This window comes from Mycobacterium colombiense (genome assembly GCF_001953985.1).
GTDB lineage: Bacteria > Actinomycetota > Actinomycetes > Mycobacteriales > Mycobacteriaceae > Mycobacterium > Mycobacterium colombiense_B.
Map to the genome: position 1 here is coordinate 98709 of NZ_MBEI01000046.1, position 25789 is coordinate 124497.

General features: G+C 66.2%; 26 protein-coding genes and 1 other RNA gene. 14 read left to right on the forward strand and 13 right to left on the reverse strand.

The features are described 5' to 3' along the window. Positions 1–63: 63 nt before the first annotated feature. Together A5732_RS10580 and A5732_RS10585 are read right to left on the reverse strand one after the other, a co-directional pair. Entirely contained in the window at positions 64–1035 is a 972-nt protein-coding gene (locus A5732_RS10580) for an NADPH:quinone oxidoreductase family protein (RefSeq protein ID WP_064949894.1), read from the reverse strand. A gap of 22 nt (positions 1036–1057) precedes the next feature. Continuing rightward, positions 1058–2056, reverse strand: coding sequence for an acrylyl-CoA reductase family protein (locus A5732_RS10585; RefSeq protein ID WP_076102158.1), 999 nt, complete (start codon positions 2054–2056; stop codon positions 1058–1060). 22 nt (positions 2057–2078) lie between these two features. Here A5732_RS10585 and A5732_RS10590 point away from each other — a divergent pair, with 22 nt between their 5' ends. Next, on the forward strand, positions 2079–2936 hold the full coding sequence (locus A5732_RS10590; protein WP_076102159.1) for an oxidoreductase: 858 nt from the start codon (positions 2079–2081) through the stop codon (positions 2934–2936). An 87-nt stretch (positions 2937–3023) separates the two neighbouring features. On the opposite strand, the gene A5732_RS10595 is transcribed toward A5732_RS10590, so the two are convergent. The 3 genes from A5732_RS10595 to hisN form a co-directional block, all read right to left on the reverse strand. Further along, on the reverse strand, positions 3024–4229 hold the full coding sequence (locus A5732_RS10595; protein WP_076052585.1) for an acyl-CoA dehydrogenase family protein: 1206 nt from the start codon (positions 4227–4229) through the stop codon (positions 3024–3026). A 32-nt stretch (positions 4230–4261) separates the two neighbouring features. Continuing rightward, a complete protein-coding gene (locus tag A5732_RS10600) occupies positions 4262–5665 on the reverse strand; it encodes an acyl-CoA dehydrogenase family protein (RefSeq protein WP_076052586.1) in 1404 nt (467 codons plus the stop codon). Between the two features lie 86 nt (positions 5666–5751). Then, positions 5752–6543, reverse strand: a complete 792-nt coding sequence (gene hisN / locus A5732_RS10605; protein ID WP_076052587.1) for a histidinol-phosphatase — start codon at positions 6541–6543, stop codon at positions 5752–5754. Positions 6544–6576: 33 nt separating this feature from the next. Between hisN and A5732_RS10610 the strand changes: the two genes are divergently transcribed. Next, positions 6577–6951, forward strand: a complete 375-nt coding sequence (locus tag A5732_RS10610) for a hypothetical protein (protein ID WP_076102160.1) — start codon at positions 6577–6579, stop codon at positions 6949–6951. Positions 6952–6958: 7 nt separating this feature from the next. Here A5732_RS10610 and A5732_RS10615 read toward each other — a convergent pair whose 3' ends face one another. The 5 genes from A5732_RS10615 to A5732_RS10635 all read right to left on the reverse strand — a co-directional run bounded on the left by A5732_RS10615 (position 6959) and on the right by A5732_RS10635 (position 13516). Continuing rightward, on the reverse strand, positions 6959–8062 hold the full coding sequence (locus A5732_RS10615; protein WP_076102161.1) for a PPE family protein: 1104 nt from the start codon (positions 8060–8062) through the stop codon (positions 6959–6961). A 92-nt stretch (positions 8063–8154) separates the two neighbouring features. Beyond that, positions 8155–9321: a PPE family protein gene (locus A5732_RS10620; protein ID WP_076102162.1), complete on the reverse strand. Its 1167-nt coding sequence runs from the start codon at positions 9319–9321 to the stop codon at positions 8155–8157. Positions 9322–9761: 440 nt separating this feature from the next. Further along, positions 9762–10559: a slipin family protein gene (locus A5732_RS10625; RefSeq protein ID WP_076102163.1), complete on the reverse strand. Its 798-nt coding sequence runs from the start codon at positions 10557–10559 to the stop codon at positions 9762–9764. Next, positions 10556–11155 (reverse strand): hypothetical protein, encoded by a 600-nt coding sequence (locus tag A5732_RS10630; protein ID WP_170880029.1) that lies wholly within the window; start codon positions 11153–11155, stop codon positions 10556–10558. The genes A5732_RS10625 and A5732_RS10630 overlap by 4 nt, the downstream gene beginning before the upstream one ends. A 30-nt stretch (positions 11156–11185) precedes the next feature. After that, positions 11186–13516 (reverse strand): nitric-oxide reductase large subunit, encoded by a 2331-nt coding sequence (locus A5732_RS10635; RefSeq protein ID WP_076102164.1) that lies wholly within the window; start codon positions 13514–13516, stop codon positions 11186–11188. Between the two features lie 260 nt (positions 13517–13776). Between A5732_RS10635 and A5732_RS10640 the strand changes: the two genes are divergently transcribed. Together A5732_RS10640 and A5732_RS10645 are read left to right on the forward strand one after the other, a co-directional pair. Further along, a complete protein-coding gene (locus A5732_RS10640) occupies positions 13777–14574 on the forward strand; it encodes a universal stress protein (protein WP_076102223.1) in 798 nt (265 codons plus the stop codon). Between the two features lie 206 nt (positions 14575–14780). Continuing rightward, positions 14781–15254, forward strand: coding sequence for a group III truncated hemoglobin (locus A5732_RS10645; protein ID WP_076102165.1), 474 nt, complete (start codon positions 14781–14783; stop codon positions 15252–15254). Here the strand turns inward: A5732_RS10645 and A5732_RS10650 are convergent. Both A5732_RS10650 and A5732_RS10655 read right to left on the reverse strand, forming a co-directional pair. Beyond that, a complete protein-coding gene (locus A5732_RS10650; protein WP_076052595.1) occupies positions 15196–15627 on the reverse strand; it encodes a pyridoxamine 5'-phosphate oxidase family protein in 432 nt (143 codons plus the stop codon). The two genes, A5732_RS10645 and A5732_RS10650, sit on opposite strands and share 59 nt — an antisense overlap. A 62-nt stretch (positions 15628–15689) precedes the next feature. Continuing rightward, positions 15690–17051, reverse strand: a complete 1362-nt coding sequence (locus A5732_RS10655) for an FAD-dependent oxidoreductase (protein ID WP_076052596.1) — start codon at positions 17049–17051, stop codon at positions 15690–15692. Positions 17052–17213: 162 nt separating this feature from the next. Between A5732_RS10655 and prfB the strand changes: the two genes are divergently transcribed. The 9 genes from prfB to ssrA all read left to right on the forward strand — a co-directional run bounded on the left by prfB (position 17214) and on the right by ssrA (position 24129). Then, entirely contained in the window at positions 17214–18335 is a 1122-nt protein-coding gene (gene prfB / locus A5732_RS10660) for a peptide chain release factor 2 (protein WP_064950398.1), read from the forward strand. Beyond that, a complete protein-coding gene (locus A5732_RS10665) occupies positions 18325–19311 on the forward strand; it encodes a mechanosensitive ion channel family protein (protein WP_249266729.1) in 987 nt (328 codons plus the stop codon). The genes prfB and A5732_RS10665 overlap by 11 nt, the downstream gene beginning before the upstream one ends. After that, the gene (locus A5732_RS10670) at positions 19308–19802 is read left to right on the forward strand and encodes a hypothetical protein (RefSeq protein WP_076102166.1); all 495 of its coding nucleotides are present in this window, start codon (positions 19308–19310) and stop codon (positions 19800–19802) included. The genes A5732_RS10665 and A5732_RS10670 overlap by 4 nt, the downstream gene beginning before the upstream one ends. A gap of 43 nt (positions 19803–19845) precedes the next feature. After that, entirely contained in the window at positions 19846–20535 is a 690-nt protein-coding gene (gene ftsE, locus A5732_RS10675; protein WP_007772842.1) for a cell division ATP-binding protein FtsE, read from the forward strand. Then, complete coding sequence (gene ftsX, locus A5732_RS10680; RefSeq protein ID WP_076052599.1) at positions 20536–21429, forward strand: permease-like cell division protein FtsX; 894 nt, start codon at positions 20536–20538, stop codon at positions 21427–21429. It abuts the gene before it with no gap. Between the two features lie 2 nt (positions 21430–21431). Beyond that, the gene (smpB, locus tag A5732_RS10685) at positions 21432–21941 is read left to right on the forward strand and encodes an SsrA-binding protein SmpB (protein WP_044484454.1); all 510 of its coding nucleotides are present in this window, start codon (positions 21432–21434) and stop codon (positions 21939–21941) included. Between the two features lie 92 nt (positions 21942–22033). Beyond that, positions 22034–22780 carry an EamA family transporter gene (locus A5732_RS10690; RefSeq protein WP_436971819.1) on the forward strand — a complete coding sequence of 249 codons (747 nt, stop codon included), beginning with the start codon at positions 22034–22036 and terminating at the stop codon, positions 22778–22780. A gap of 47 nt (positions 22781–22827) precedes the next feature. Then, positions 22828–23673 carry a maleylpyruvate isomerase family mycothiol-dependent enzyme gene (locus A5732_RS10695; RefSeq protein ID WP_076102167.1) on the forward strand — a complete coding sequence of 282 codons (846 nt, stop codon included), beginning with the start codon at positions 22828–22830 and terminating at the stop codon, positions 23671–23673. An 88-nt stretch (positions 23674–23761) separates the two neighbouring features. Beyond that, positions 23762–24129: a transfer-messenger RNA gene (gene ssrA, locus A5732_RS10700) on the forward strand. A 68-nt stretch (positions 24130–24197) separates the two neighbouring features. Here ssrA and A5732_RS10705 read toward each other — a convergent pair. Then, the gene (locus tag A5732_RS10705; protein WP_076102224.1) at positions 24198–24764 is read right to left on the reverse strand and encodes a dihydrofolate reductase family protein; all 567 of its coding nucleotides are present in this window, start codon (positions 24762–24764) and stop codon (positions 24198–24200) included. Between the two features lie 506 nt (positions 24765–25270). On the opposite strand from A5732_RS10705, the gene A5732_RS27320 reads away from it, so the two are divergent. Continuing rightward, complete coding sequence (locus A5732_RS27320; protein WP_076102168.1) at positions 25271–25537, forward strand: hypothetical protein; 267 nt, start codon at positions 25271–25273, stop codon at positions 25535–25537. The last annotated feature ends 252 nt before the right edge of the window (positions 25538–25789 follow it).

Below are 25789 nucleotides of genomic sequence, written 5' to 3' on the forward strand. Positions count from 1 at the left end.
CTACGAGGCGGGCAAACAGTCGACTGCCCAACCACTGGGCCAGCTGGGGGACAAGTGCGGCGCCTAACCGCGAACGCGCAGCACGACCTTTCCCTTGGCGCTGCGATTCTCCAGGGAGGCGACCGCGGTCGCGGCTTGCTCCAGGGGGTAGGTCACCGGCTCGGGCGGGGCCAGCTCCCCGGAGGTGAGCAATCGCTCGAGTCCGGCCCACTGCTCGTCCAGCGCGCCCGGATGTGTCCCCGCCCAGGCGCCCCAACCCACGCCGACCACGTCAACGTTGTTGAGCAGCAACCGGTTTACCTTGACGGTGGGAATCTCGCCGCCGGTGAACCCGACGACTAGCAGCCGACCGCCGGGAGTAAGCGAGCGCAGGGAATCGGTGAACCGGTCGCCGCCGACCGGGTCGACCACGATGTCGACGCCACGGCCGTGGGTCAACTCCTTCACCGCGTCCTTGAAACCGTCGGCCAGTACCACGTCCGTCGCGCCGGCCGCCGTCGCGATGTCGGCCTTGTCCTGCGTGCTGACCACGGCGATAGTGCGGGACGCGCCCAACGCCGGCGCCAGCCGCAGCGCCGAGGTCCCGATGCCGCCGGCGGCGCCATGCACCAGAACGGTCTCGCCGCGCTGCAGCCGACCCCGAACGGTCAGCGCGAAGTACACCGTCAGATCGTTGAACAGCAGGCCCGCGCCCGCCTCGAAGCTCACGTTGTCGGGCAGCTTGAACACCCGGTCCGGGGCCAGCACCGCGACCTCGGCCATGCCGCCGGACAGCATCGTGAGGCCGACGACCCGGTCGCCCGCGCGCACCTTCGCGCCCTCGGGTGCGGATCGGACGACGCCGGCGATCTCGGCGCCGAGCACGAACGGCAACTCCGGGCGGTATTGGTAAAGGCCCCGGGTGAGTAGGGCGTCCGGGAAGGCGACCCCGGCGGCGTGCACGTCGACGACGACCCCGTCGCCCGACGGTTCGTCGATGTCGGTCAACTCGACCGCGTCTGGACCATCGAGCCGAGTCACCTGTACCGCGCGCATGGCACCAGAGCCTACTGGCCGCTCAGAACCCGCCCGCGACCCGCACCACGGCCCGGCCGGAGAATTTGCCGGCGCGCACCTGATCGATCACGCCGACGACGTCTTTCACGTCGACGTCGCTGACCAGCGACTCCAGGTGACGTGGCCGCAACGAATCGCCGAGCCTGGCCCACAATTCGCGGCGCGGTGCGATCGGCATCAGCACCGAGTCCATACCGAGCAACGCGACGCCGCGCAGGATGAAGGGCAGCACCGTGGTGTGCAGGGCCGGGCCGCCGGTGAGCCCGCTGGCCGCCACCGCGCCGCCGTAATCGACGGTGCTCAGCACGTCGGCCAGCGTCGCGCCGCCCACACAGTCCACCCCGCCTGCCCAGCGCGCCTTGCCGAGCGGCCGTGGTTTGGCGTCGGGGTCGGCGGGCAACCGGCCGATAACCTCGGCGGCGCCAAGGGCTTTGAGCCGGTCGGCGGCCTCGGCTTTGCCGCTCGAGGCGACGACCTGGTAGCCGGCGCCCGCCAGCAGGTCCACGCTGACCGACCCGACGCCGCCGGTGGCTCCGGTGACGACGATGGGACCGGCGTCGGGCGTGATGCCCCAGCCGATCAGCGCCTGCACGCTCATCGCGGCGGTGAAGCCCGCGGTCCCGATCGCGGCGCCCTCGTGCGGGCTCAACGCGCCGAGCGCCACCACCTGGTCGGCCGGCAAGCGTGCGTATTCGGCGTAGCCGCCGTGGTGGCCGGTGCCGATGGCATACCCGTGGGCCAGTACCCGGTCGCCGACGGCGAAGTCGGCCGACGTCGACTCCACGACCTCACCGGTCAGGTCGATGCCCGGGACCACCGGGTAGTTGCGTACCACGCCGCCACCCGGCGTCAGTGCCAACGCATCTTTGTAGTTGACGCTGGAATACAGGACCCGGATGGTCACATCGCCGGGCGGCAGGTCGGAGTGGTTCAGCGTCTCGACCGTTGCGGTTACCCGGTCTCCATCTTGGCGCGCGACGAGCGCGTGAAACGTGTCCATCCTTCGACGCTAACCTCACCGTATGGATCCCTTTCCACTCGGTGGGTTTTCGGTCAACCGCGTCGGCTTCGGGGCCATGCAGTTGCCCGGACCTAATGCGTTCGGTCCGCCGCGCGACCGCGACGAGGCGCTGGCCGTGCTGCGTCGCGCGGTCGAACTCGGCGTAAACCACATCGACACCTCGCAGTTTTACGGACCCGACGTCGCCAACGAACTGATTCGTGCCGCGCTGCATCCCTATCCGCAGAACCTGGCGCTGGTCAGCAAGGTCGGTGGACGGCGCGACGACGAGGGCGCCTGGCTGCCGGCCGGTGCGCCGGCCGAATTGAGCCGCGACATCGAAACGAACCTGCGCAGCCTCGGCGTCGAGCGACTGGCCGTGGTCAACCTGCGCGTGTTCGACAGCGACGGCCCGGACCAGGAGTTCGACGACCAGCTCTCGGCCATGATCGAGGCCCGCGACCGGGGACTGATCGGCGGAGTCGGGCTGAGCAACGTCAACCGCGAGCACCTGCTGCACGCCGTCGGGCGCACCGAGATCGCTTGCGTGCAAAACGCATTCAATCTGGTGCACCGGGAATCGGCCCCGGTGCTCGAGGAATGCGCGGCGCGGGGGATTGCCTTCGTCCCGTTCTTCCCGCTCGGCGCGGCCTTCATGCAACCCAACCCGGTGCTCAGCCACCCGGTGGTCCAGGACATCGCGCAGCGGCTGGGGCGCACACCGGCTCAGGTCGCGTTGGCGTGGACGCTCGGCGTGGCGCCCAACGTGCTGCTGATCCCCGGCACCTCGTCGGTGAGCCACCTGGAAGAGAACATGGACGTCGCGTCCATCGAACTGGACGACGAAGACCGCAAGCGGCTGAACGCGATCGCTGCGTAGGTTTCGCCGAACGTGTACTCACGGCGAAAAAATCGCCAATATTTCGCCGTGGTTGCACGTTCGGCGCAGCGGGCCGCTACGCGATCGCTACTTGAGCTCGGAGGAGGACAGGCCCAGCAGGCGGCGGGCGACCACCAACTGCTGAATCTGTTGCGTGCCTTCGAAGATGTCCAGGATCTTCGAGTCGCGCGCCCACTTCTCCAGCAGTAACTGCTCGGAATAGCCTGCCGTGCCTGCCAATTCGACGGTCTTGAGCGTGACGTCGGTGGCCATCCGGCCGGCCTTGGCCTTGCTCATCGACGCTTCTTTGGAGTTGGGGATCTTGTTGTCGGCCTGCCATGCCGCGCGCAGCGACAGCAGATAGGCGGCCTCCCAGTCGGCCTCCATCCGCAAGAACTCCGATGCCGCCGCGCTCTGGACGTGCGAGGGCCTGTCGTAGGAGATCTCCACGCCGGCCTCGGTGAGGATCTTGCGAATCTCCTCCAGCGCGGCGCGGCCGACACCGACCGCCATGGCCGCGACGATGGGCCGGGTGTTGTCGAAGGTCTCCATCACTCCGGAAAAGCCCTTGCCCACCTCGATTTCGGGGTTGCCGAGCAGGTTGTCCTTCGGGATGCGGGCGTTGTCGAACCGGATGACCGCGGTGTCGGAACCCTTGATGCCGAGCTTGTGCTCGAGCCGTTCGACCGTGACGCCGGGGTGCTCGCGCGGCACGACGAACGACTTGATCGCCGCGCGGCCCTGTGTCTTGTCGAGCGTCGCCCACACCACGATGTGGGTGGCGCGGGATCCGGCGGTGACGAAGATCTTCTCGCCGTTGATCACGTACTCGTCGCCGTCCAGGGTGGCCGTCGTCGACACCGCCGCCGAGTCCGATCCGAAGCCGGGCTCGGTGATGGCCATCGCCGCCCACACCTTGCCCAGGCGTTGCAGCTGCTCCTCGTTGGCGACGGCGGAGATGGCCGCATTACCCAGCCCCTGATAGGGGACGGACAGCATCATCGCCAGGTCGCCCCAGCTGGCTTCCAGCGTCTGCAGCAACGCCGCCATGTTGGCGCCGTTGTGGTTCTTGTCCCGCTCTTCGTCCTCGCCGCCCAGCGCGTTCGCTCCGGCGAATTCGATTGACTCCGAGGCCCCTTCGAAGAGACTGAACAGCGTGTCCAGCTCGACCGGGTACGCGTGCTCCTTGAGGTCGTACTTGCGGGCGATCGGCCGCATCAGCTCGGCGGCGCCCTGATGCGTCTTCGTCGTCACCGCTTGCATCTTGCGGGGAAGTTCCAGATTGATTGCCATGGTTGGACTTTCAGTTCGAGTTGGATAACGACTTAGATGACGACGACGCCCTCGGCGACGCCGATGGCCCGCAGGTCGCGGTACCAGCGCTCGACCGGGTGCTCTTTCGTGTAGCCGTGGCCACCGAGCAGCTGAACGCCGTCCAGGCCGATCTGCATGCCCTTGTCGGCGCCGAGCCGCTTGGCCAGGGCCGCCTCGCGGACGAACGGCAGGCCTTGCTCGGCCCGCGCGGCGCCTCGCCAGGTGATCAGCCGCAGCCCGTCCAATTCGATGGCGATGTTGGCGCACATGAAGGCCACCGCCTGCCGGTGAGCGATCGGCTCACCGAAGGCCTCACGCTCCTTCACGTATGGAACGACGTAGTCGAGCACCGCGTGGGAGGTGCCGACCGTCAGCGCCGCCCAGCCCAGCCGGGCCAAAGCGATCGCCTCGGAGTAATCCTCGTCGGTCGCCTCGTCCTCACCGAGCCGGGCGCTGCGCGGCACCGTGACCCCGGACAGTTCCAGGTGGCCCAGGGCCGCCGCGCGAATCCCCATGCTCGGATCCGGTTTGACGGTAAGGCCTTTCGACGAAGACTCGACGATGAACAATGCCGGCTTGCCGTCCAGCTGCGCGCCGACGATGAACAGCTCCGCGTCGGCGGCGGCCGGGACCAACGACTTCACCCCGTCGAGGCGGTATCCGCTCGGGGTGCGCACCGCGGTGGTCTTCAGCCGGGTGGGGTCGAAGAGCGGTTGCGGCTCGGCGATGGCCACGCACGCTTGGGGCACGTTCTCACCGGCGAACTCGGGCAGGTAGGTGGCCTGCTGATCGGCACTGCCCCAATGGGTGAGCGCGGAGGCCACGCCTCCCGGCGCCAGCAGCGGCAGCGCCAGGCCCATGTCGCCGTAGGCCAACGCCTCGGCGACCAGCACGTTGGTCACGCTGGACCGGTGCGCGGCGATGCCGTCGAAATCCTCGGGGATGTTGATCGCGGTGATGCCGAGCTCGGCGGCCTTGCTGATCAGTTCGTGCGGGTAGGTCGCCGCCTCGTCGGCGTCGTGCGCGGCGGGGCGCAACACCTCCTCGGCGAACTCGTCGAGAGTCTCGACGATCATCTTCTGGTCATCGTCGGGCGTCAGGTCGAAGTAGTCCTTGCCGCTGGACTTGAGCCGGGTCGGCCCGCCGCGCAGGTTCTGGATCCGCTTGAACTCCCGAGTAGAAGTGGCGGCCGTCGAGAAGACCGTCTTCGTGCCATAGCGCAGGGCGCGGTTGAGCGGATCGCGCAGCTGGTACTTGTCCAGGAACTCCTGCCCGACGAGCGGGGTGATCAGCGCGATCGCGATGTCGACGCCGGTGCGCTTGTGTGGTTGCAGCCCGACCGCGGACTTGTGGTCGCGCCGTTTGACGCGGGAGCGGGCGGATTTTGAAGTCTCTTTGGAACCGGAACCGGTCATTTTTCAGCAGCCTCAGGTCGATGGGCAATGCGGATACCGCCGATCTTACTCCGGAGTAAGATCGGAGAGAACACTTGTTAACTAATTCACACCTGCGGGGCCGAGAGGGTGCCGAGCACCTGCTGTTGCAGCAGGCCGTTGGTGGCCACGGCGCTGCCGTGATGCGGCCCCGCGGTGCCGTCCAACGCGGTCAGCGCGCCGCCCGCTTCGCGCACCAGGACATCGAGCGCGGCGAGATCCCACACCGACACTTCCGGTTCGGCGGCGATATCGACCGCCCCTTCCGCGAGCAGGCAATAGGACAGAAAGTCGCCGAAGGCGCGCACCCGCCACACCGCGTCGGTCAGCGCGATGAATCGGTCCCGCACACCGAGTTGCGCCCACCCGGATAGGCTGGAGAACGAAAGGCTGGCCGAATTCAGTTGTGCCACTGAGGAAACCGAGAGCCGACGCGGGGGCGCACCGTTGACCGTGACGAAGGCGCCCCGGGCGTGCGCGGCCCACCACCGGCGCTGCAATGCCGGGGCGCTGACGACACCGACGACGGGGACACCGTCTTGCAGCAGTGCGATCAGGGTGGCCCACACCGGCACCCCGCGCACGAAGTTCTTGGTGCCGTCGATCGGGTCGATGATCCATTGACGTCCGGTGAAGGTGGTGTCGCCGCCGAACTCTTCGCCGACGATGCTGTCGTCCGGCCGTTCGCGCCCGAGCACCTCGCGCAGCTCGGTTTCCACCGCGCGATCGGCGTCGGTCACCGGCGTCAGGTCGGGTTTGGTGTCGACGCGTAGGTCTAGCGCGCCGAAGCGGGCGGACGTCAACGTGTCTGCGCGGTCGGCCAGCGTGAGCGCCAGCGCGAGATCGCCGGTGCGATTCATGACGCAGTCTTATCACGGTCCTACGATGGCCTCGTGTGGGAATTCGGACTGCTGCTACTCCTGGTGGCGATATTGGGCGTATTTCTCGTTCAGCGGTTCGTCCCTCGCGGCCCCCGCGGTGAGCTGCTGAGTGGCACGCTGCTGGTGACGGGGATAAGCCCCCGCCCCGACGCCACCGGCGAGCAGTTCGTGACCATCGCCGGCGTGATCAATGGGCCCACCGTCAACGAGCACGCGGTGTATCAGCGCATGGCCGTGGACGTGAATCAATGGCCGACCATCGGCCAACTGTTCCCGGTGGTCTATTCGCCGAGGAATCCGGACAACTGGAAGTTCGCGCCCGCGGTACCGCCGGCGCCGCCTGCGCCGCCCTCGCCACCCGGGTCGCCGCCGCCCCCGGTGGGCTGAGTTTCCGTCAGCCGGCCGCGGGTGGACGCGTCATCACCGTGATCCGCCTGCCGTAGCGTGGGACCACGAGCGTTGCCCGCCTGACCGTCCCGCCCGGGATCCCGGGTATCCCGGACGTTCCGGGTCCGCTCCGGGCGACCGCGTCGCCCGCCGTCAGGTCGGACCAGCCGCGGCCCGGCAATGCCGCGACTTGGTTGCCGGTCGCGCTGGCCCAGCTGGCGGGAACCGACATCGGGCCGATCCGTTCGGCACGCGCGAGCACCGCGTTGACGTTGCCTAATCCCGACGTCGCGCCGGTGAGCGCGGGAGCCTTGGGCAGCGCGGCGGGGACCGCGCCCAGGTTCGGCAGAATCCCTAAGTTCTTGTCTGCCTGAATGATTCCGGCAGTGGTCCCCTCGGTGGTGAAGATGGATCTGAACGTGGTCTGCGCGCCCTGGATGGTGTCGAGGATTCGGAAGAGTTGCGACGACGAATTGGAGGTCGAGGAGTTCACCACTATCACCTGCGATCCCGAGTCCGTGCCCGAGTTCGAGGCGTTCGCGGCGGCCTGCACGACGGCGTTCTGCTGCGCCGTCACCCCGTCGGTGGTCGTGGTCTGGCGCGGGGAGGTAAACGGCGAGAACTGCACCGCCGCAGTAGAACTGGCACAATAGCCGTACATTGCTGCGGCGTCCTGAGCCCAGTATTCGGCGTACTGGGCTTCGGTGGCCGCGATGGCCGCGGTGTTCTGGCCGAAGAAGTTCGTTGCCACCAGCGTCGCCAATTGGGTGCGGTTGGCCGCGACCGCGGGCGGGGGCACGGTCATGGCATGCGCCAGCTCGTAGGCCGCGGCGGCCGCCCGAGCCTGCATGGCCGTCTGCTGTGCCCGTTCGGCGGTCGAATACAGCCACGCCACATAGGGCGCCGCACTCGCGGCCATCGCCTGGGCTGCGGGCCCGTGCCAGTACAAACCGGTCATGCCGGACAGCACCGATTCGTAGACCGCGGCCGTGAAGCCCAGCTCGGCCGAGAGCGAGTCCCAGGTTCCCGCGGCAGCCAGTAGCGAGCCCGACCCGGGGCCCGCGTACATCCGGCCAGAGTTCACCTCTGGTGGGAGAAAGCCGAAATCCATTGTCTTACAGCTCTAAAGGCTGCGTGAAGCGGAACCGCTCGCGGCGACAGGTTCGTCCTATGACCGAGAGCAGCTGGTCCAGTGGTGGCACGTCACCCCGCGGCCGGCGGGCGTGGCATCACGGTGAGCCGCACGCCGTAGCGTGGCGGGACCCCCGCGCCGGCAGATCGTGCGGCGCCGCCGCCCGGCATCCCGGGGTACCCGGGATACCCGGACGCCATCGGCTCCTCGGTCCCCGGAATCGTGGTGAAGCCCGCGGGTTCCAGCGGCGAGATGTGGGTGCTCGTGGGCGCGGCCCAGGTTGCGGGGACCGACATCGGCCCGATTGTGCCAGCGTGCGAGAGGGTCGCGGTGACGTTGCCCAGGCCACCGCCGAGGCCCGACGTGGCGCCGCGGAGTGCGGGCGCCGCGATCGCGGGAGCGAGATTGGCCGCGGCCGCCCCGGGCTTGGCCAGGATGCCCAAATTGTTTTCCGCCCCGATGATGCCGGACACGAACTGCTCCATGTTGTAGGGAGCGCTGAAGCCGAGGCCCGTCCCCTGAATCGCGTCGAGGACCCGGAACGCGTTGGTGCCCGAGCTCGTTGTCGATGCGTCCAGGTAGTAGATGTCGCCCGTTCCCGTATTCGGTTGCTGCGTACTCAGCGGTGAAAACGTCTGCGTGGCAGCCTTGGTCACGCCGGCGTTCGTGCTGGCCGTGGCCACGGCGGCGTTCTGGGCGCTCACGCCGGATTCGGTGGTGGATTTGTTCGCGGTGGCGAACCGGGGCAACTGCGTCGTCGCCGCCGTCGACGACGCCGAGTAGCCGGCCATGGCCGCGGCGTCCTGCGCCCAGAAGTCGGAGTACTGCGCCTCGGTATCGGCGATGGCCGCGGTGTTCTGCCCCACGATGTTCGTGGCCACCAGCGATGCCAGCAGCGTGCGGTTGGCGGTGATCACCGGCGGCGGCACGGTCATCGCGTACGCCTGCTCGTAGGCCGCCGCGGCCGTGCGCGCCTGCATGGCCGTCTGCTTCGTCTGCTCGGCGGTCGCTTGCAGCCAGCCCATGTAGCGGGCGGCCGAATACGCCATCGACTCGGCGGCGGCGCCGCGCCATTGCAGACCCAGACCCGCGAGCACCGATTCGTAGGACTCGGCGGTGGAGGCCAGCTCGGCCGACAGCGCGTCCCAGCTTCCGGCGGCGGCCAACAGCGACGCCAATCCGGGGCCGGTGTACATCCGGGCCGAATTGATTTCGGGTGGAAGAAAAGCCCAATCCATCTGTGATACATCCCCTCAAAGTGCGGTTTTCGGGCAAACGCCATTGGCGCCGGCGCCCGCCACATCGGCGTGTTCTGAGAAAAAGAGGCCGCTCCCGGATTCGCTTTGCGGTTCGGCAAGCTCACCCCGCGTCAGGTGAGAGGGCAGCCCGGCGCGATCGCGCCACCGCCGACCAGCGGTCAGCGTGGCGCGTGTTATCGGGTCGGCGGAGCGTGCGCGCAGGGCATTAAAGAAGACCTTCGGTTTTCGGGCCCTTCAAACGTCGCAGGTGCGGCTGATGCTTGCGGGGTTTTGCCTATTTCCCGGCAGGGGCCGGGCAGAATTCAGCTGGCGTTCATTTTGCGTTCATCTTCTGTTAACCATCGAGCGAGCTGGATTTACACCTGTTGAACAACGAAAGTATTTGAAGTGCTTGATATCTGGTGGGTGTGCGCTCGTGGTTACCCGCGATGATTCAAGTCGTCGACCACAGCCTGCAGCGCCTCGGGATGCCGCAGGAACGGCGTGATGATGTCGACCGGCAACGGGAAGACGACCGTCGAGTTCTGATCCGCCCCCAACTCCAACAGCGTCTGCAGATAGCGCAGCTGCAGCGACGCCGGACTCTTCGAGAGGGTCTCGGCGGCTTCGCGCAGTTCCTCCGATGCCTGCAGTTCGCCGCGCGCGTTGATGACCTTCGCGCGGCGTTCGCGCTCGGCTTCGGCCTCGCGGGCCATCGCCCGTTGCATCGACTCGGGAATTTCGACGTCCTTGATCTCGACGACGCGGACCTGCACACCCCAGGGCTCGGTCTGCTTCTCGATGATCGTGCGCAGGTCGCTGTTGAGGTCCTCTCGGTGTGCCAGCAGCGTGTCCAGGTCAGCCCGGCCCAGCAGCGAACGCAGTGTAGTCTGGGCGATCTGCGACGTCGCCACCGCGTAGTTTTCCACCGCCAGAATCGCTTTCAGCGGCTCCATCACCTGAAACATCACGACGGCGTTGACCCGCGCCGGCACGTTGTCGCGGGTGATCACCTCCTGCGGCGGAATGGTCAGCGTCACCAGACGCTGGTCGACCCGAATCATCTTGTCCAGCAGCGGAATCAGAAACCGCAAGCCAGGGCCGTACAGGGGGCACGCGTGTCCCATCCGGAATACGACGCCGCGTTCGTACTCGCGCAGCACGGCCAGCGACCACGTCGCGAGCACGGCAAGCAGGACTATCCCGGCTACGATCAGGCCGACCACAAGGGCAGTCATATCGTGTTGTCCTCCTTGCTTTTCCACCCGCCCCAGCGCGTGGAGTACCGGTCGATTGCCGCGGCCACCTGGTCCTCGATCGCGGTGCGGTGCGGCAGGTGGTCGGGCGCGTTGGACGGAGTGTTCCACAGGTGACGGACCAGCGGCAGCCCCAACAGCGCAACGATCAGCACCGTCGCCGTCAGGACCAGCGCGTCAGCGGCCGAGTGGTTGGCGATTAACGTCGCCAGCGGCAGCACGATCCCCAGCGCGGCCACGCAGCAGGCGATCCCGCGGTGAAACCGTCCGGCGTCCGAATGCGGCCACGGGTCGACTTCGCGGCTGATCTCGCGGCCGTGCTCGGAGGTCGTGCAGTCGGATTTGACGGGACAGCTGTTGCACACCACCGGCAGTGCCCGATATCGCATGACCCGATGTTTCGGATCGAATGAGGTCGGCCACAGCCAATGATCCTGCGGACAGACCCATGCATCATGGTCGGGCCGGTACGTGAATTGGCCTGTGCGCCAACGTGCCGCGTGCGCCGAAGCCCGCCGGGCCATCGCGTCGAAAGCCCAGCCGACGGCCAGCAGCGCGAGGGAGTACCCGGCGATCATCCACACCGCGGCGGTCGGCGCGGTCACCGGTCAATCCTTCGCCGGCACCGCGGCACCGGGCTCCGGCTCGGTCGGTGCCTGGACGTACAGCGGGCTTTCTGGCATTTCGTCGGCGGTGGTACCCGACCGGAAGTTGAGCAGCGCGGTCAGGGCGATCCAGACGAACGGCACCACACCGCCGACGATCAGGATGACGTCGCCCGGTAGCCGGAGCCACTCCAGGACGGCATTGCCCGGCTTGGTGATGTAGCCCAGCGACCGCGCCTCGAAGTAGCCGTCGTTGACCGAGTGGTAGAGCTGCAGCACGCCCAGCGGCAGCAGGGTGGCGAACACCATCCACGCCAGCCCGATGTTCATGCACCAGAACGAGATTCGCGCCAGCTTCTCGGGCCATTTGTCGGCCGGGATCACGTAGCGGAAGGCGAACATGGCCAGCCCGACGGCCAGCATGCCGTACACGCCCATCATCGCCGCATGCGCGTGGTTGGCCGTCAGTGCGGTGCCGATCTGGTAGTAGGACACCACCGGAAGGTTGATCAGGAACCCGAAGATGCCTGCCCCCAAGAAGTTCCAGAATCCGACCGCGACCAGGAACATGACCGCCCAGCGGTGTGGGAAGGGGTTGGCGTCGCCGGATTGCTGGCGCGCACCGAGTTGCAGGAACGCCCACGCCTCGACGGTCAGGAAGGTCAGCGGGATGACCTCGGCGGCCGAGAAGAAGGCGCCGAGCGCCATGTGCTCCACCGGAGTTCCGGAGAAGTACAGGTGGTGCATGGTGCCGATGACACCACCGGCGGAGTACAGGATGACGTCGAGGAAGATCACGCCCAGCGCGATTTTCTCGCGCACCACGCCGAGCAACACGAACATGTAGGCCACCATCACGGTGGTGAACAGCTCGAGGAAGTCCTCGACCCACAGGTGCACGACCCAGAACCGCCAGAAGTCGGCGACGGTGTAGTGGGCGTCGCTGCCGGCCAGCAGGCCCACGGCGTAGAAGCCGGGGATGGCCAGCCCGGAGAAGAAGAACAGCCAGGGCATGTTCATCTTCGACTCACCCTTGAGCTGGCCGCGGATGCCGCGCCAGATGATGGCGATCCACAGGAACATGCCGATGATCAGCAGGATCTGCCACAGGCGCGGCAGGTCGAGGTACTCCCACTGCTGGGAGAACAGCCCGCCCGCCGGGATCACGCCATAGATGGACAGCGCCTCGCAGATCAACGAGCCGAACACCACCACGGCGACCGCGCCCAGCAGCACATACGCCAGCAGCGCCTGGCGTTTGGGCTCCCGGCGAGCGATGAACGGCACCAGAAAGATGCCGCCCGCCAGGAAGGCCGCCGCGGTCCAGAACAGCGACAGCTGCAGATGCCAGGTGCGGGCCAGGTTGTAGGGCAGGATGCGGGCCAGATCCAGCCCGAAGAAATTGGCCAGATCGGCCCGGTAGTGCTCGGCCGCGGCCCCCAGCAGCGTCTGGGCCAGGAACAGCACCGACACGATGGCGAAGAACCAGATGCAGGCGCGCTGCGCAGGGGTCAGGCTCACCTCGCCGGGCTGGCGGAAGGACAGGGTGGACGACTCTGCGCTGTGCCAGCCGACCTTCTGGCTCCAGCGACCGTAGACCGCGAACATGATCCCGATGCCGCCCAGCAATGCGACAAGCGACAGCGCCGACCAGACGATCACCGCGGCGGTGGGACCGTTGTCGACTAGCGGCTCGGCCGGCCAGTTGTTGGTGTAGGTGTACTTGTGGCCGGGACGTTCGGCTGCCGCGGCCCAGGCCGTCCAGGCGAAGAATGCCGTGAGGTCACGGATCTGCGCCTTATCGGTGATCATGTGGGGCAGCAGGCCGTATTTCGTAGAGTTCTCGCCGAAGTAGGCGGCGTACTGGCTCTGGATGTGATCGAACGCCACGGCTTGGCGGTCGGTGAACACCAACGTCTTGCTGGCGGAGTTGTAGCGATTGGTGCGGAATTCGGTGACGACGCGTTCCCGCGGATCGGTCACGCCCTGCGCGCGAAGCTGACCGGCGACGTCCTGCGTGGCGGTCCGCAGGTATTCGGCGGTGTAGTCGGGCCCCAAATACGCCCCGTGGCCGAGAACCGAGCCGTATTCCATCAGGCCGCGGGCCTGGTAGAGCTCTTGGCCGCGGGTGATGTCCTGACCGGTGAACAGCAGCTGGCCCGATTCGTTGACTACCTTGTCCGGCATCGGCATCGACGCCGAATAGGTGCGGTAGGCCAGGACGCCCATCACCAGGAAGCCGAAGATCATGACCAGGGCGACACCCTGGACCCAGCCTTTTCCGACCAGAGGCTCTGACGATGACGGTTGAGCGGATGTCTCTTGAGCGGTCATGCGCGAGGTCTCTCCCGTCTAGGTGATGGGTGGTGGTGCCCGCTGTCTCGCATGTCAAACACACCTAGGTCGTCCGCACCTAATACTCAATCCCTGGCGTCGCGATGGCAACAGTCAATTCGGTTATACGAGCGGACCATAGGGTCCAATGGCACCAATTTCGGGACCAATGCCTCTGGGGGAGTGGGGTTTACGGGTCATAAAGTCTTATCTGAACGGTGTAATGAACACTTTTCTACCGCGCAATGAAGGAAGTCGCGATGAGCAACGTGTATCCAGCTCCCGCAATTCTGGTAGGTGTCGACGGTTCCCGGGCGGCGATTCATGCGGCCGTATGGGCGATCGCTGAGGCGGTCAGCCGCGACATTCCCTTGCGATTGGTGTATGTCATCGATCCGCACGACGCATCGGGCGCGCGCGACGCTGGCACCCGGCTTGCCGTCGCCCGTGCCGCGTTGACCGACGCCCATCGGGCCGTGGACGCCGTGGGCGAACAAGTCAAGGTTGAAACCGAAATCCTCTGGGGCAGGACGGTTTCCAAGCTGCTTGAGGCATCGAGGTCTGCGGTCATGCTCTGCGTCGGGCGAATCGGGCTCAACCATGCCTGCCACGGCGGACCCGCCGTCGCGGCGTCTTTGGTCCGCTCGGCGGTGTGTCCGGTAGCCGTGATCCAGCAGTCGGCGAGCCGTCCGACGGCGCCCCGGGTCAGCGGTGTGGTGGCCGAAGTGGACAACGGGACGGTGCTGCGGCACGCGTTCGACGAAGCGAGACTGCGCCGAGCGACGCTGCGGGCGGTCTCGGTGTCGAATGCCGCCGATGTACGCGGCGGAACTCCTGGAAAGGCCTCAGCGCAACGGCAATTGGATCGCAGGCTGGCGCAGTGGATGCGGCTGTATCCCGACGTGCAGGCCGAGCCGGCGATCGTAACCGGAGGCGTGGACCGGTACCTGCGCGGCCACCCGGATGCCGGTCAGCTGCTGGTCACCGATTCCTATCGGGCCGAGGCGCTGTGTCACGAGGGCCACTCCGTGCTCGCGATACGTTGCGGCAACCTCTAACTCGGGCAGCACCGGCATTGTGATCTGAAACATACTGCTCTGCAACAGCGTTCATCGAAATCTCGGCCGGCGCATATCCGGAATTTTCTCCCGTATGCGCCGGTTTTCTCAGCGGTGTCAAGGGACCAATGGCCCTGTTGTGAGACCACCTCTTCGGGCAAGATGGTGTTACTCTGAGTAGCAGATATATCGAAGGGTTGCTGACTATGAGCCGGCTGACGACCGCCGAGGCGGGTGCCGACCTGGTCGACCGCGCCGACGTGGAGGCGTTGCTGCGCCGGTTCTACGGGCGGGCGCTGGACGACGAGGTCCTGGCCGAACCGTTCGCCGAGTTGCGCGCCACCGGGTTGGATGCCCACGTTCCGACGATGTGCGACTTCTGGGAGACCGTGCTGTTCCGCGCGGGGCTCTATCGCGGCAGTGCGTTGCAGGCGCACCGCGAAATCCACCGGCGTGCTCCACTGTCGGATCGTCACTTCCGGCGCTGGCTTGCCTTGTGGCACAACACCGTTGACGAGATGTATCGCGGACCGGCGGCCGATCGGGCGAAAGTTCAGGCAGGCCGGATCGCATGGGCCATGCACCGGCGACTGACCGGCGCCGACGCGCCCGAGTTACTCGTCACGCAACCGGCTCGTGACGGTCAGGCTCCGGGCCGAACCGGAAATGACGGCCGGTGATTTCGGTCGGCGTTATGCGCACATAGTGCGGTTTGAGCGTTGCCGTCCACGGCAACAGCTGCGCGCGTTCGGCTCGTTGAATGTCCGTGTCTGCCTTCAGCAGTCGCGCGCGACCGCGCACGATCACGCTCCATCCCTCGATGAGGTTGTGGTCATCGACCTCGAAGACCACCGCGTGATTGGCCACGGCCGAGAACAGTTTGGTGCCCTCGGCGGTGCGGAACAGCACGGTGCGGTCTTGCACGACGAAGTTGACGGGAAAGATCTCGGGCTCGCCGGCGAAGTTGGTGACCAGGCGGCCCAGCGAGACACTGCCCAACAGATTCCAGTTTTGGTCCTCGGAAAGCACGGTAACCGGTTGGTCGCTACCCACGCGCCCAACGCTACGGAGAATTGCGGGCGTTGAGTAGAGCCCTTCGTACTCCGGTCGCAGGCTCAGCCGTGGCTGACCCGAAGCAACTTCGCCAAACTCGGCAGCTTGACGCGGGGCCGTCCGTGCGGTTCGCCGGCCGCGCGCTCGTGGGCGTCGATGAGATCCCAGTGCGCCGAGGTGACCAGCTTGGGCTGGCGCGACGCCAGCCAGTCGGCCAGCTTTTCAGCGTGGTCACCGGGGAAATCCGCCAGGCCGTCGGCGCCGGACAAATCGGCGAGCAACGTGTCCACCGTGTCCTGAGAGTCCTTCTTATTGGTGCCGATGACACCGGTCGGCCCGCGTTTGATCCACCCGACCACATATTCGTTGCGGCTGCCCTCGACCCGGCCGCCGCTGTTGGGGATCGTCGCGGTCTTCTCGTCGAACGGCAGCCCCGGGGTGGGCACACCGCGGTAGCCGACCGAGCGCACCACCAGCTGGACAGGTAGCTCTTCGCGCTCGCCGGTGTCGTTGGCGGACACCCGCCCGTTGTCGTCGGTGACCAGCTCGTTGCGGCCGAGCACGATCCTTTCGACTCGGTCGTCGCCCTTGATCTCGATCGGGGAGGTCATGAAGCGCAGCACGATGCGGCGGTGTCCGGGGCGCGGGTCGCGCTTGGCGTAATCGCGCAGCACGTTGATGTTCTGCTTGGCCGTTTTGCCCGCCGCGGCCGCGTCCTCGTCGCTCACGCCCTCCAGCTGGGCGGGGTCGACGATCACGTCGACGTTGTCCAGGTCTCCCAGCTCACGGAGCTCGAGGGTGGTGAATGCGGTCTGCAGCGGCCCGCGCCGACCGATGACCACCACCTCGTCGACGCCGCACGGGCGTAGCGAATCCAGCGCGTGGTCGGCGATGTCGGTCAGTCCCAGCACGTCGGGATCGGTGACCAGAATGCGCGCGACGTCGAGGGCGACGTTGCCGTTACCGACGACTACGGCCCGGGACCCCGAGAGATCGGGCGTGGCCTCCTCGAAGTTCGGGTGCGCGTTGTACCAGCCCACGAAGTCGACGGCGGCGATGCTGCCCGGCAGGTCCTCGCCGGGGATGTTCAGCGCACGGTCGGATTGCGCCCCGACGGCGTAGACGACGGCGTCATAGCGCTCCGCGAGCTCGTCGGCCTGCACGTGTTCGCCCACCGAGATGTTGCCGAAGAAGCGGAAGCGCGGATCCTGGGACGTCTTCTCGAACTGCTTGCTGATCGACTTGATCTTCGGGTGATCGGGCGCGACGCCGGAGCGCACCAGCCCCCATGGGGTGGGCAGCATCTCCAGCATGTCGACGGCGATATCGATGTCTTCGGACCCGTCGGCCGCCTTCAGCAAGGAGGCCGCGGCGAAGAAGCCCGACGGTCCGGAGCCAACGATTGCAACGTGGTAAGGGCGCATTCTCGACCTTCTATTCGTGCCCGAATGCGCGCAAGGGGCTGTCGCACGCAAAGCGGGGCGCACATGATCGTGACTCGATGCTAAACGCATGACCGCTGGTCGTGACCTGGACACTCGCTGCCAGCGGAAGCTGCCCGGAGGTCCCCGGTAACGTTGTCGCCTGTGGAACCCGACCGTCAAGCCGATATCGCTGCCCTCGACGCCACCCTGACCACGGTGGAGCGAGTGCTCGATGTGGACGGTCTGCGCGCGCGCATCGAGAAGCTCGAACACGAGGCATCCGATCCCCAACTGTGGGACGACCAAGCGCGAGCCCAGCGGGTGACCAGCGAGTTGTCGCACGCTCAGGGCGAGCTGCGCCGGGTCGAGGAGTTGCGCGGGCGCCTGGACGATCTGCCGGTGCTCTACGAGTTGGCGGCCGAGGAGGGAGGAGACGCCGCCAGCAAAACAGAAGCGCTGGCCGAGGCCGACGCCGAGCTGAAGGCGCTGCGCGCGGACATCGAAGCCACCGAGGTGCGCACCCTGCTGTCGGGCGACTACGACGAGCGCGAGGCGCTGGTCACCATTCGTTCCGGCGCGGGTGGAGTGGACGCCGCCGACTGGGCCGAGATGCTGATGCGGATGTATATACGGTGGGCCGAGCAACACAAGTATCCCGTCGAGGTGTTCGACACGTCCTACGCCGAAGAGGCGGGCATCAAGAGCGCGACGTTCGCCGTGCACGCCCCGTTCGCCTACGGCACGCTGTCCGTGGAGCAGGGCACCCACCGGCTGGTGCGAATCAGCCCGTTTGACAACCAGAGCCGCCGTCAGACGTCGTTCGCCGAAGTCGAGGTGCTTCCGGTGGTGGAGACCACCGACCACATCGACATTCCGGAAGGCGATGTGCGCGTTGACGTTTACCGCTCGAGTGGTCCGGGAGGCCAGTCGGTGAACACCACCGACTCTGCGGTACGTTTAACCCATATCCCAACGGGTATCGTCGTGACTTGTCAGAACGAAAAATCGCAGTTGCAGAACAAGATTTCGGCGATGCGCGTTCTTCAGGCAAAGTTGTTGGAGCGCAAGCGTTCCGAAGAACGCGCTGAGCTAGACGCATTAAAAGGCGAAGGTGGCAGTTCGTGGGGCAACCAGATGCGCTCCTACGTCCTGCAGCCGTATCAGATGGTCAAGGATCTGCGGACCGAATACGAGGTCGGCAATCCCGCGGCCGTCCTGGATGGAGACATCGACGGGTTCCTGGAAGCGGGAATCCGTTGGCGCAACCGAAAAGATGACGAATAACACAAGTATTCTCGCCGCATCGATGACGCACCGCTGGCACGACTTCTGGCGGGGCGAGCTCGGTGAGTGGATCATCACCCGGGGCCTGCGGATCGTCATGATCCTGATCGCCGCGGTGCTGGCGGCCCGGTTCGTCAACTGGGTGGCGCAGCAGGTGACGCATCAGCTCAACCTGGGCTTCGCCGAAAGCGATGCGCTGGTGCGCTCGGAAGCGTCCAAGCACCGGCAGGCCCTGGCGTCGGTGATCTCCTGGGTGTCGGTCGTCATCATCGGCATTTGGGTCATCATGCAGATCTCGTCCGTGCTGCAGTTCTCGGTGGGCGGATTGGTCGCGCCGGCGACGGTGGTCGGCGCCGCGCTCGGTTTCGGCGCACAACAGTTGGTGCGAGATCTGTTGGCGGGCTTCTTCATTCTGGTGGAGCGCCAGTACGGCTTCGGCGATCTGGTAACCATCACCGTGGTGTCCGCGACGGATGCCAGCGGCACGGTCGAGAACGTGACCCTGCGGGTGACCCGGCTGCGGTCAGCGGATGGCGAAGTGTTGACCATTCCGAACGGGCAGATCGTCAAGGTGGTCAACCTGTCGAAGGATTGGGCCCGCGCAGTGGTGGACATCCCGGTGTCGACCAGCGCCGACCTCAACCGGGTCAACGAGGTCTTGCATCAGGAATGCGACCGCGCAATGGACAACCCCGTGCTGGGGGAGCTGCTGCTGGATGCGCCCACCGTGATGGGTGTGGAAAGCATCGCGGTCGACACCGTGACCCTGCGTCTGGTGGCCCGGACGCTGCCCGGCAAGCAGTTCGAGGTCGGCCGGCAGCTGCGCGTGCTGGTCATCCGGGCGCTGGCCCGCGTCGGGATCGTGACCGCGGCGGACGCGCGGGTGGGCCTGGTGGAAGACCCCTCGGTTCCGGTCGCGCAGGCCGCCGAACAGCAAAACGATGATGAAGTCCAAGGTGCGGTGCAGAAGCGTTGAAGTTCACCCTGAACATCCTCGAGAAGCGCGGCGACGACTCGGATGCGGAGCATCGCTGGCCGAAGCACGTGTTCGGCGGGCGGATGCGCACGTCGACGTTCGTATTGATCGTCGCTTTCTTCCTCGTGTGGTGGGTCTACGACACCTACCGCCCGGAACCGGCGCCCAAGCCACCGGCCCAGCAAGTGGTGCCGCCCGGCTTCGTGCCCGACCCCAACTACACCTGGGTGCCGCGCAGCCGCCTGCAGGCGCCGCCGACCGTCACCTACACACCGACGCCGACGCCGACGAGCACGCCGCCACCCCCGCCACCGCCGCCACCACCGGTGACAACGACCACAACCACCACACCGGCGTTCCAGCTGCCGCAGCTGCCGTGCATCCTGCCGGCGCCGTTCTGCCCGCCCAGCTCAAGCCCCACCACACCGCCGCCGCAGCAACCTCAGCCGGGGCCCGGCCCGGTGCCGACTTCGCCGCCACCGGCCAGTTGACTTCGCCTGCCAGCGAAATTCACCGCTACACTGGCGTGCCGTGATGATCACCCTGGACCATGTCAGTAAGAAGTACAAAGCGTCGGCCCGCCCGGCGTTGGAAGACGTCAACGTCAAGATCGACAAGGGTGAATTCGTCTTCCTGATCGGCCCGTCGGGGTCGGGCAAGTCCACCTTTATGCGGCTGTTGCTCGGCGCGGAGAACCCGACCAGCGGGGACGTCCGGGTGTCGAAGTTCCACGTCAACAAGCTGCGCGGGCGGCACGTCCCCAAGCTGCGCCAGGTCATCGGCTGCGTTTTCCAGGACTTCCGCCTCCTGCAGCAAAAGACGGTCTACGAGAACGTCGCGTTCGCGCTGGAAGTGATCGGCAAACGAACCGACGCGATCAACAGGGTGGTGCCGGAGGTGCTGGAAACCGTCGGCCTGTCCGGCAAGGCCAATCGGTTGCCCCACGAGTTGTCCGGTGGTGAGCAGCAGCGGGTGGCGATCGCCCGCGCGTTCGTCAACCGGCCGCTCGTTCTGCTGGCGGACGAGCCGACGGGCAACCTCGACCCAGATACCAGTAAGGACATCATGGATTTGTTGGAGCGGATCAACCGCACGGGGACGACGGTGCTGATGGCAACGCACGATCACCACATCGTCGACTCGATGCGCCAGCGCGTCGTCGAGTTGTCGCTGGGCAGGCTGGTTCGCGACGAGCAGCGCGGCATTTACGGGATGGACCGCTAAGTGCGCTTCGGTTTCCTACTCAACGAGGTCCTGACCGGGTTTCGTCGCAACGTCACGATGACGGCCGCGATGATCCTGACGACCGCGATCTCCATCGGCCTATTCGGCGGCGGTCTACTGGTCGTCCGGCTGGCCGACAACTCGCGCGAGATCTACCTCGACCGCGTTGAGACGCAGGTGTTTTTGACCGACGACATATCGGCCAACGACACGACGTGTGCGTCCGCGCCCTGTAAGGGACTGCGCGAAAAGATCGATTTGCGCCAGGACGTGAAATCGGTGCGCTTCGTCAACCGGCAGGACGCCTACAACGACGCCATCAAGAAGTTCCCGGAGTTCAAGGACGTGGCGGGTAAGGACTCGTTTCCGGCGTCGTTCATCGTCAAACTGAACAATCCCGAACAGCACGCCGAATTCGATGCCGCGATGCAGGGCCAGCCCGGGGTGCGCAGCATCCTCAACGAGAAGGACCTCATCGACCGGCTGTTCGCCGTCCTGGACGGCCTGCGCGACGCCGCGTTCGCCGTCGCCCTGGTGCAGGCCGTCGGGGCAATCCTGTTGATCGCCAACATGGTGCAGGTCGCCGCTTACACCCGGCGCACCGAGATCGGCATCATGCGGCTGGTGGGTGCCAGCCGGTGGTACACCCAGCTGCCCTTCCTGGTGGAGGCGATGCTGGCCGCGGCCATCGGTGTGGCGATCGCGGTCCTCGGACTCATGCTGGTTCGGGCATTGTTCCTGGACAACGCGCTGAGCCAGTTCTATCAAGCACACCTGATCGCCAAGGTCGACTACGCCGACATCCTCTACATCTCGCCGTGGCTGTTCCTACTCGGCGTGTCGATGGCGGCGGTGACCGGGTACGCGACCTTGCGCCTCTATATACGGCGGTAGCTGTGGCCAAGGGTTCCGGCCGAGCCAAAGCGGCGGGCGGCAAAGGTGGCAGCAAACAAGTCATCGCCACCAATCGCAAAGCGCGGCACAACTATTCGATCATCGAGCTGTTCGAGGCCGGAGTGTCTTTGCAGGGCACCGAGGTCAAAAGCCTTCGCCAGGGCCAAGCATCGTTAGCTGACGCATTCGCAACAATCGACGACGGCGAAGTCTGGTTGCGCAACCTATATATTCCGGAGTATCAGCACGGTAGCTGGACCAATCACGAGCCGCGCCGCAACCGAAAGTTGTTGTTACATAGGCAACAAATTGACAGGCTGGTCGGCAAGATACGAGATGGTAACCTCGCCTTGATGCCGTTGTCTCTGTATTTCTCCGAGGGCAAGGTCAAGGTCGAACTTGCCCTTGCGCGCGGTAAAAGGGCTTACGACAAGCGCCAGGACATGGCGCAGCGCGATGCACAGCGCGAAGTTGTTCGCGAGATGGGACGTCGAGCAAAGGGCATGACCTGATCGGGGCGGCGTACGCCCAGCTGTCTGCCGTTACGTACGGAGTCAGCGACTTCGTGGGCGGCGTAGCAGCTCGGCGAGTGGCCGCGCTGCGCGTGATGCTCGTCGCCTACCCGATCGAGACGCTGTTACTGGGCGTGATGGCCGTTTTCGTCGGCGGCCCTGTTCACGTCGGCGCCGTTCTGTGGGGATGCCTGTACGGCATCGGCATGGCGTTCGGTATGTGGGCGTTCTTCGCGGCCCTTGGCTCCGGGCCGATTTCGGTTGTCTCGCCGTTGGCGGCCGTGCTCAACGCGGCGGTGCCAGTCGCCGTGGGTATGGCGCTGGGGGAGCGGCCCGGGCAGGCGGCCCTGGTGGGCGTCGTCTTGGCGCTGGGCGCGGTGATGCTCGTCAGCCGCGAGGCGCCCGTCGAGGGCACGCCGTATCGTTTCACGCCAAAAGTGGCCTGGCTCACAGTAGTTGCCGGCTCGGCGATGGGGTTGAACCTGGTGTTTCTGCACCAGGCGCCACACGTGTGCAAGCTTTGGCCCCTGGTCTTCGCCCGGGTGGCGGCCAGCCTGGTGGTGTTCGCCATGGCCAAAACCAGCGACAACCTGGTGATGCCGCGCGGACGGCCGCTCAAATTGGCCGTGGCCGTCGCGGTGCTCGATATCTTCGCGAACATCACCATGCTGGCGGCGCTGCACACCTGGCTGCTGTCGTTGGCCAGCATCTTGATCTCGCTGTATCCGGCCGCGACGGTCGTGCTGGCGATGGTGGTGCTGCGCGAGCGGGTGACCCGCTTGCAGGGGATCGGCATGGTGCTTGCCATGGGCTCCGTGGCGATGATCGCGTCCGCCTGACGGCACCGAGGCGCCCGCTGTTGATTGATCGGCCTACGATCCTGACCATGGCCGATCGTCCCGTCACCAAACTCGACAAGTCCTCCGTGCTCACCGGTCTCTTCGCGGTGTGGGACGACATCGAGGCACTGTTGGCCGGGTTGTCCGAAGCGCAATGGCGGGCGCCGAGCCCGCTGCCGGGCTGGGGCGTCAAAGCCTTGGTGGCGCACATGATCGGCACCGAGTCGTTCCTCGCCGGCATCGCCGCACCACAGCCCGATATCGACGTCTCGACGCTGGCGCATGTGCGCAACGACGTCGGCGTGATGAACGAGTGCTGGGTTCGCCATCTGAGCGCGCACGCCGACGCCGACGTGCTGGAAAGCTTCCGGGCGATTACCACCGATCGGCGCGAGGCACTGACGAACCTGTCCGGCGAGGAGTGGGACGCGGTGACGATGACCCCGACGGGCCCGGATTCCTATGGCCGATTCATGCGGGTCCGCGTGTTCGACTGCTGGATGCACGAACAAGACATGCGCCTCGCGTTGGAACGGCCGCCGTCCGACGACGAGCTGGCCGGGCCCGCGGCGCCGCTGGCCGTCGACGAGATCGCCGCGACCATGGGCTACGTCGTGGGCAAGCTGGCGAAGGCGCCCGACGGTTCCCGCGTCCAGTTCGACCTCTCCGGACCGCTGGCCCGCACCATCCGGGTCACCGTCGACGGACGGGCCGCGGTGGTCGACGACTTCGCCGGCCAGGACGCGACCGCGACCATCCGGCTGGACGGGCTGCAGTTCACCCGGCTCGCCGGTGGCCGCCCGATGTGTCCCGCCCGGGCCCAGGACATCGAGCTCGACGGTGACAAGGGCGTGGCCGCGCAGGTCGTCGAGCACCTCAACTTCGTGATCTGATCGCAGCCCGGCGGGGAAGATAACTGCGTTGCCGCTGGTTGATAGGCAGGTACCATTGATATTCCTGCCGAAAGTCGGTGGGGCGCGAGGGGCTGAAAGGTTTCGACTTCGCGCATCGAATCAAGGGAAGCGTGCCGGTGCAGGCAACTGACCACCGTAAGCGTCGTTGCAAACAGATAAGCGCCGATTCACATCAGCGCGACTACGCTCTCGCTGCCTAAGCGACAGCTAGTCCGTCAGACCGGGAAAGCCCTCGACCCGGACCCTGGCGTCAGCTAGAGGGATCCACCGATGAGTTCGGTCGCGGGACTCATCGGGACACCAACAGCGACTGGGATCGTCATCCTGACTTGTTCGCGTGATCAGGAGATCCGAGTAGAGGCATAGCGAACTGCGCACGGAGAAGTCTTGAGGGAATGCCGTAGGACCCGGGTTCGATTCCCGGCAGCTCCACTATTTGAACAGCTACGTAATGCCGTGTGGCTCGTAGTGCACCCGCAGCTCGCCTGACTGTGTATGTCCGATCAGTCGTGATTCGCCTCGTAGCGCAGCAGGACCGTGCCGCCCGGGAAGGTGCGGTTCTCCAACAGTCGCAGCGAGATCCATGACGGCAGCGTTGGAAAGAACGGGGTGCCGCCGCCCACCGCGGTGGGCGCGACCAGGATCCGGTACTCGTCCACCAGACCGGCCTGCACGATTGGTGCGGCCAGCGTCGCGCCGGCCACCTCCAACCTGCCGTCGGTTTCGGCTTTCAGCTTCGTCACCACCTCGACCGGGTCGCTGCGTTCCAGGCGGGAGTTCCAGTCGACGGATTCCAGGGTGCGCGAGAACACGACCTTGGGCATATCGCGCCAGATGCGGGCGAAGTCAACGATCAGAGGCGTGGCGTCCGGGGCCTGGTCGGCGGTCGGCCAGTATGCGGACATCAGTTGGTAGAGCCGGCGCCCGTAGAACGACAGGGCGGTCTCCCGCTCGAAGTCGTTCCAGTACTGGTGCAGTTCTTCGCTCGGATCGGCCCAGTCGATGTTGCCTTGCGCGTCGGCGATGTACCCGTCCACCGACACGTTGAAGCCATAGATGAGTTTGCCCATGAAGATCAGACTGCACCCGAGGGCAAAACTCGTCGCGACCATATAGAACGTGATGTCGCGACGTCCTGACTCGTGGAGCGTTTGCACTGGTCAGCAGTGTTAGATGCGGCTTCGATTCCGGGCAGCTCCACCGAGTTTTGTGGTTTAGAGCGATAAATTAGTACGCGCCGCACTACGTCTGAGACCTATGGGTTGGATTATGCCTGGGGTGAGCGGCTTTAATCGTCATACGACGGCGATGTCACGTTGTGCACGCCCCAGGCCGCATCGCGAGGAGTTCTCATGATCTATCGCCGTCTTGCTTTGGCGCTCGGTGCGGTGGTGGCGGCGGCGGCCATCATTCCCGTCCAGGCCCATGGCGAGCCGCCGACGAAGTGTCTGACCAACACCCCCAAGGGCAAGCAGGTCTACGTGCCTTGCGATCTGCTCAACGCCGGCGCCAATTTCCCTCCGGGGCAGCGTTGTCCCCCGCCGCTCGAGCAGTACCCGAAGGATGTAGCGGACTGGTGTGGCGAAGGCCCCGGCCTTGCGAGTCCCACGCCCACTCCTACGAGCGCTGCGACTCCGACGAGCCCTACGACTCCGACGAGCCCTACGAGCCCGACGACTCCGACGAGCCCGACGACTCCGACGAGCCCGACGACTCCGACGAGCCCGACGAGCTCTGTGCGGCCTACGAGCCCCACGACCACAACGAGTCCGGCGACCGCAACGAGTCCCACGAGCACGGCGGCTCCGGGCAACGCACAGTAACGACGTCCTGCACGAGGTAGTGCACTGCTGTGGCGCCGGCCAAGGCGCGCCCGGTGCCGCACCCGGACGCAACCGCGCCGAATTTCTCACTGCGCGTTTGTGACTCAGCGAAGCGGCGGGGCTCTTATCGCCTGATCGCCCGGCCCGGGTGGATGTCACGAAGCTGCACCGTTCACGGCGCGGCCGAACTCACCCGGGTGAAACAACGCTGGGGTGATGACGGCTCACCCTGCCGCGCAGCAGACTGATGCCAGTTCGACGTCAACATACGT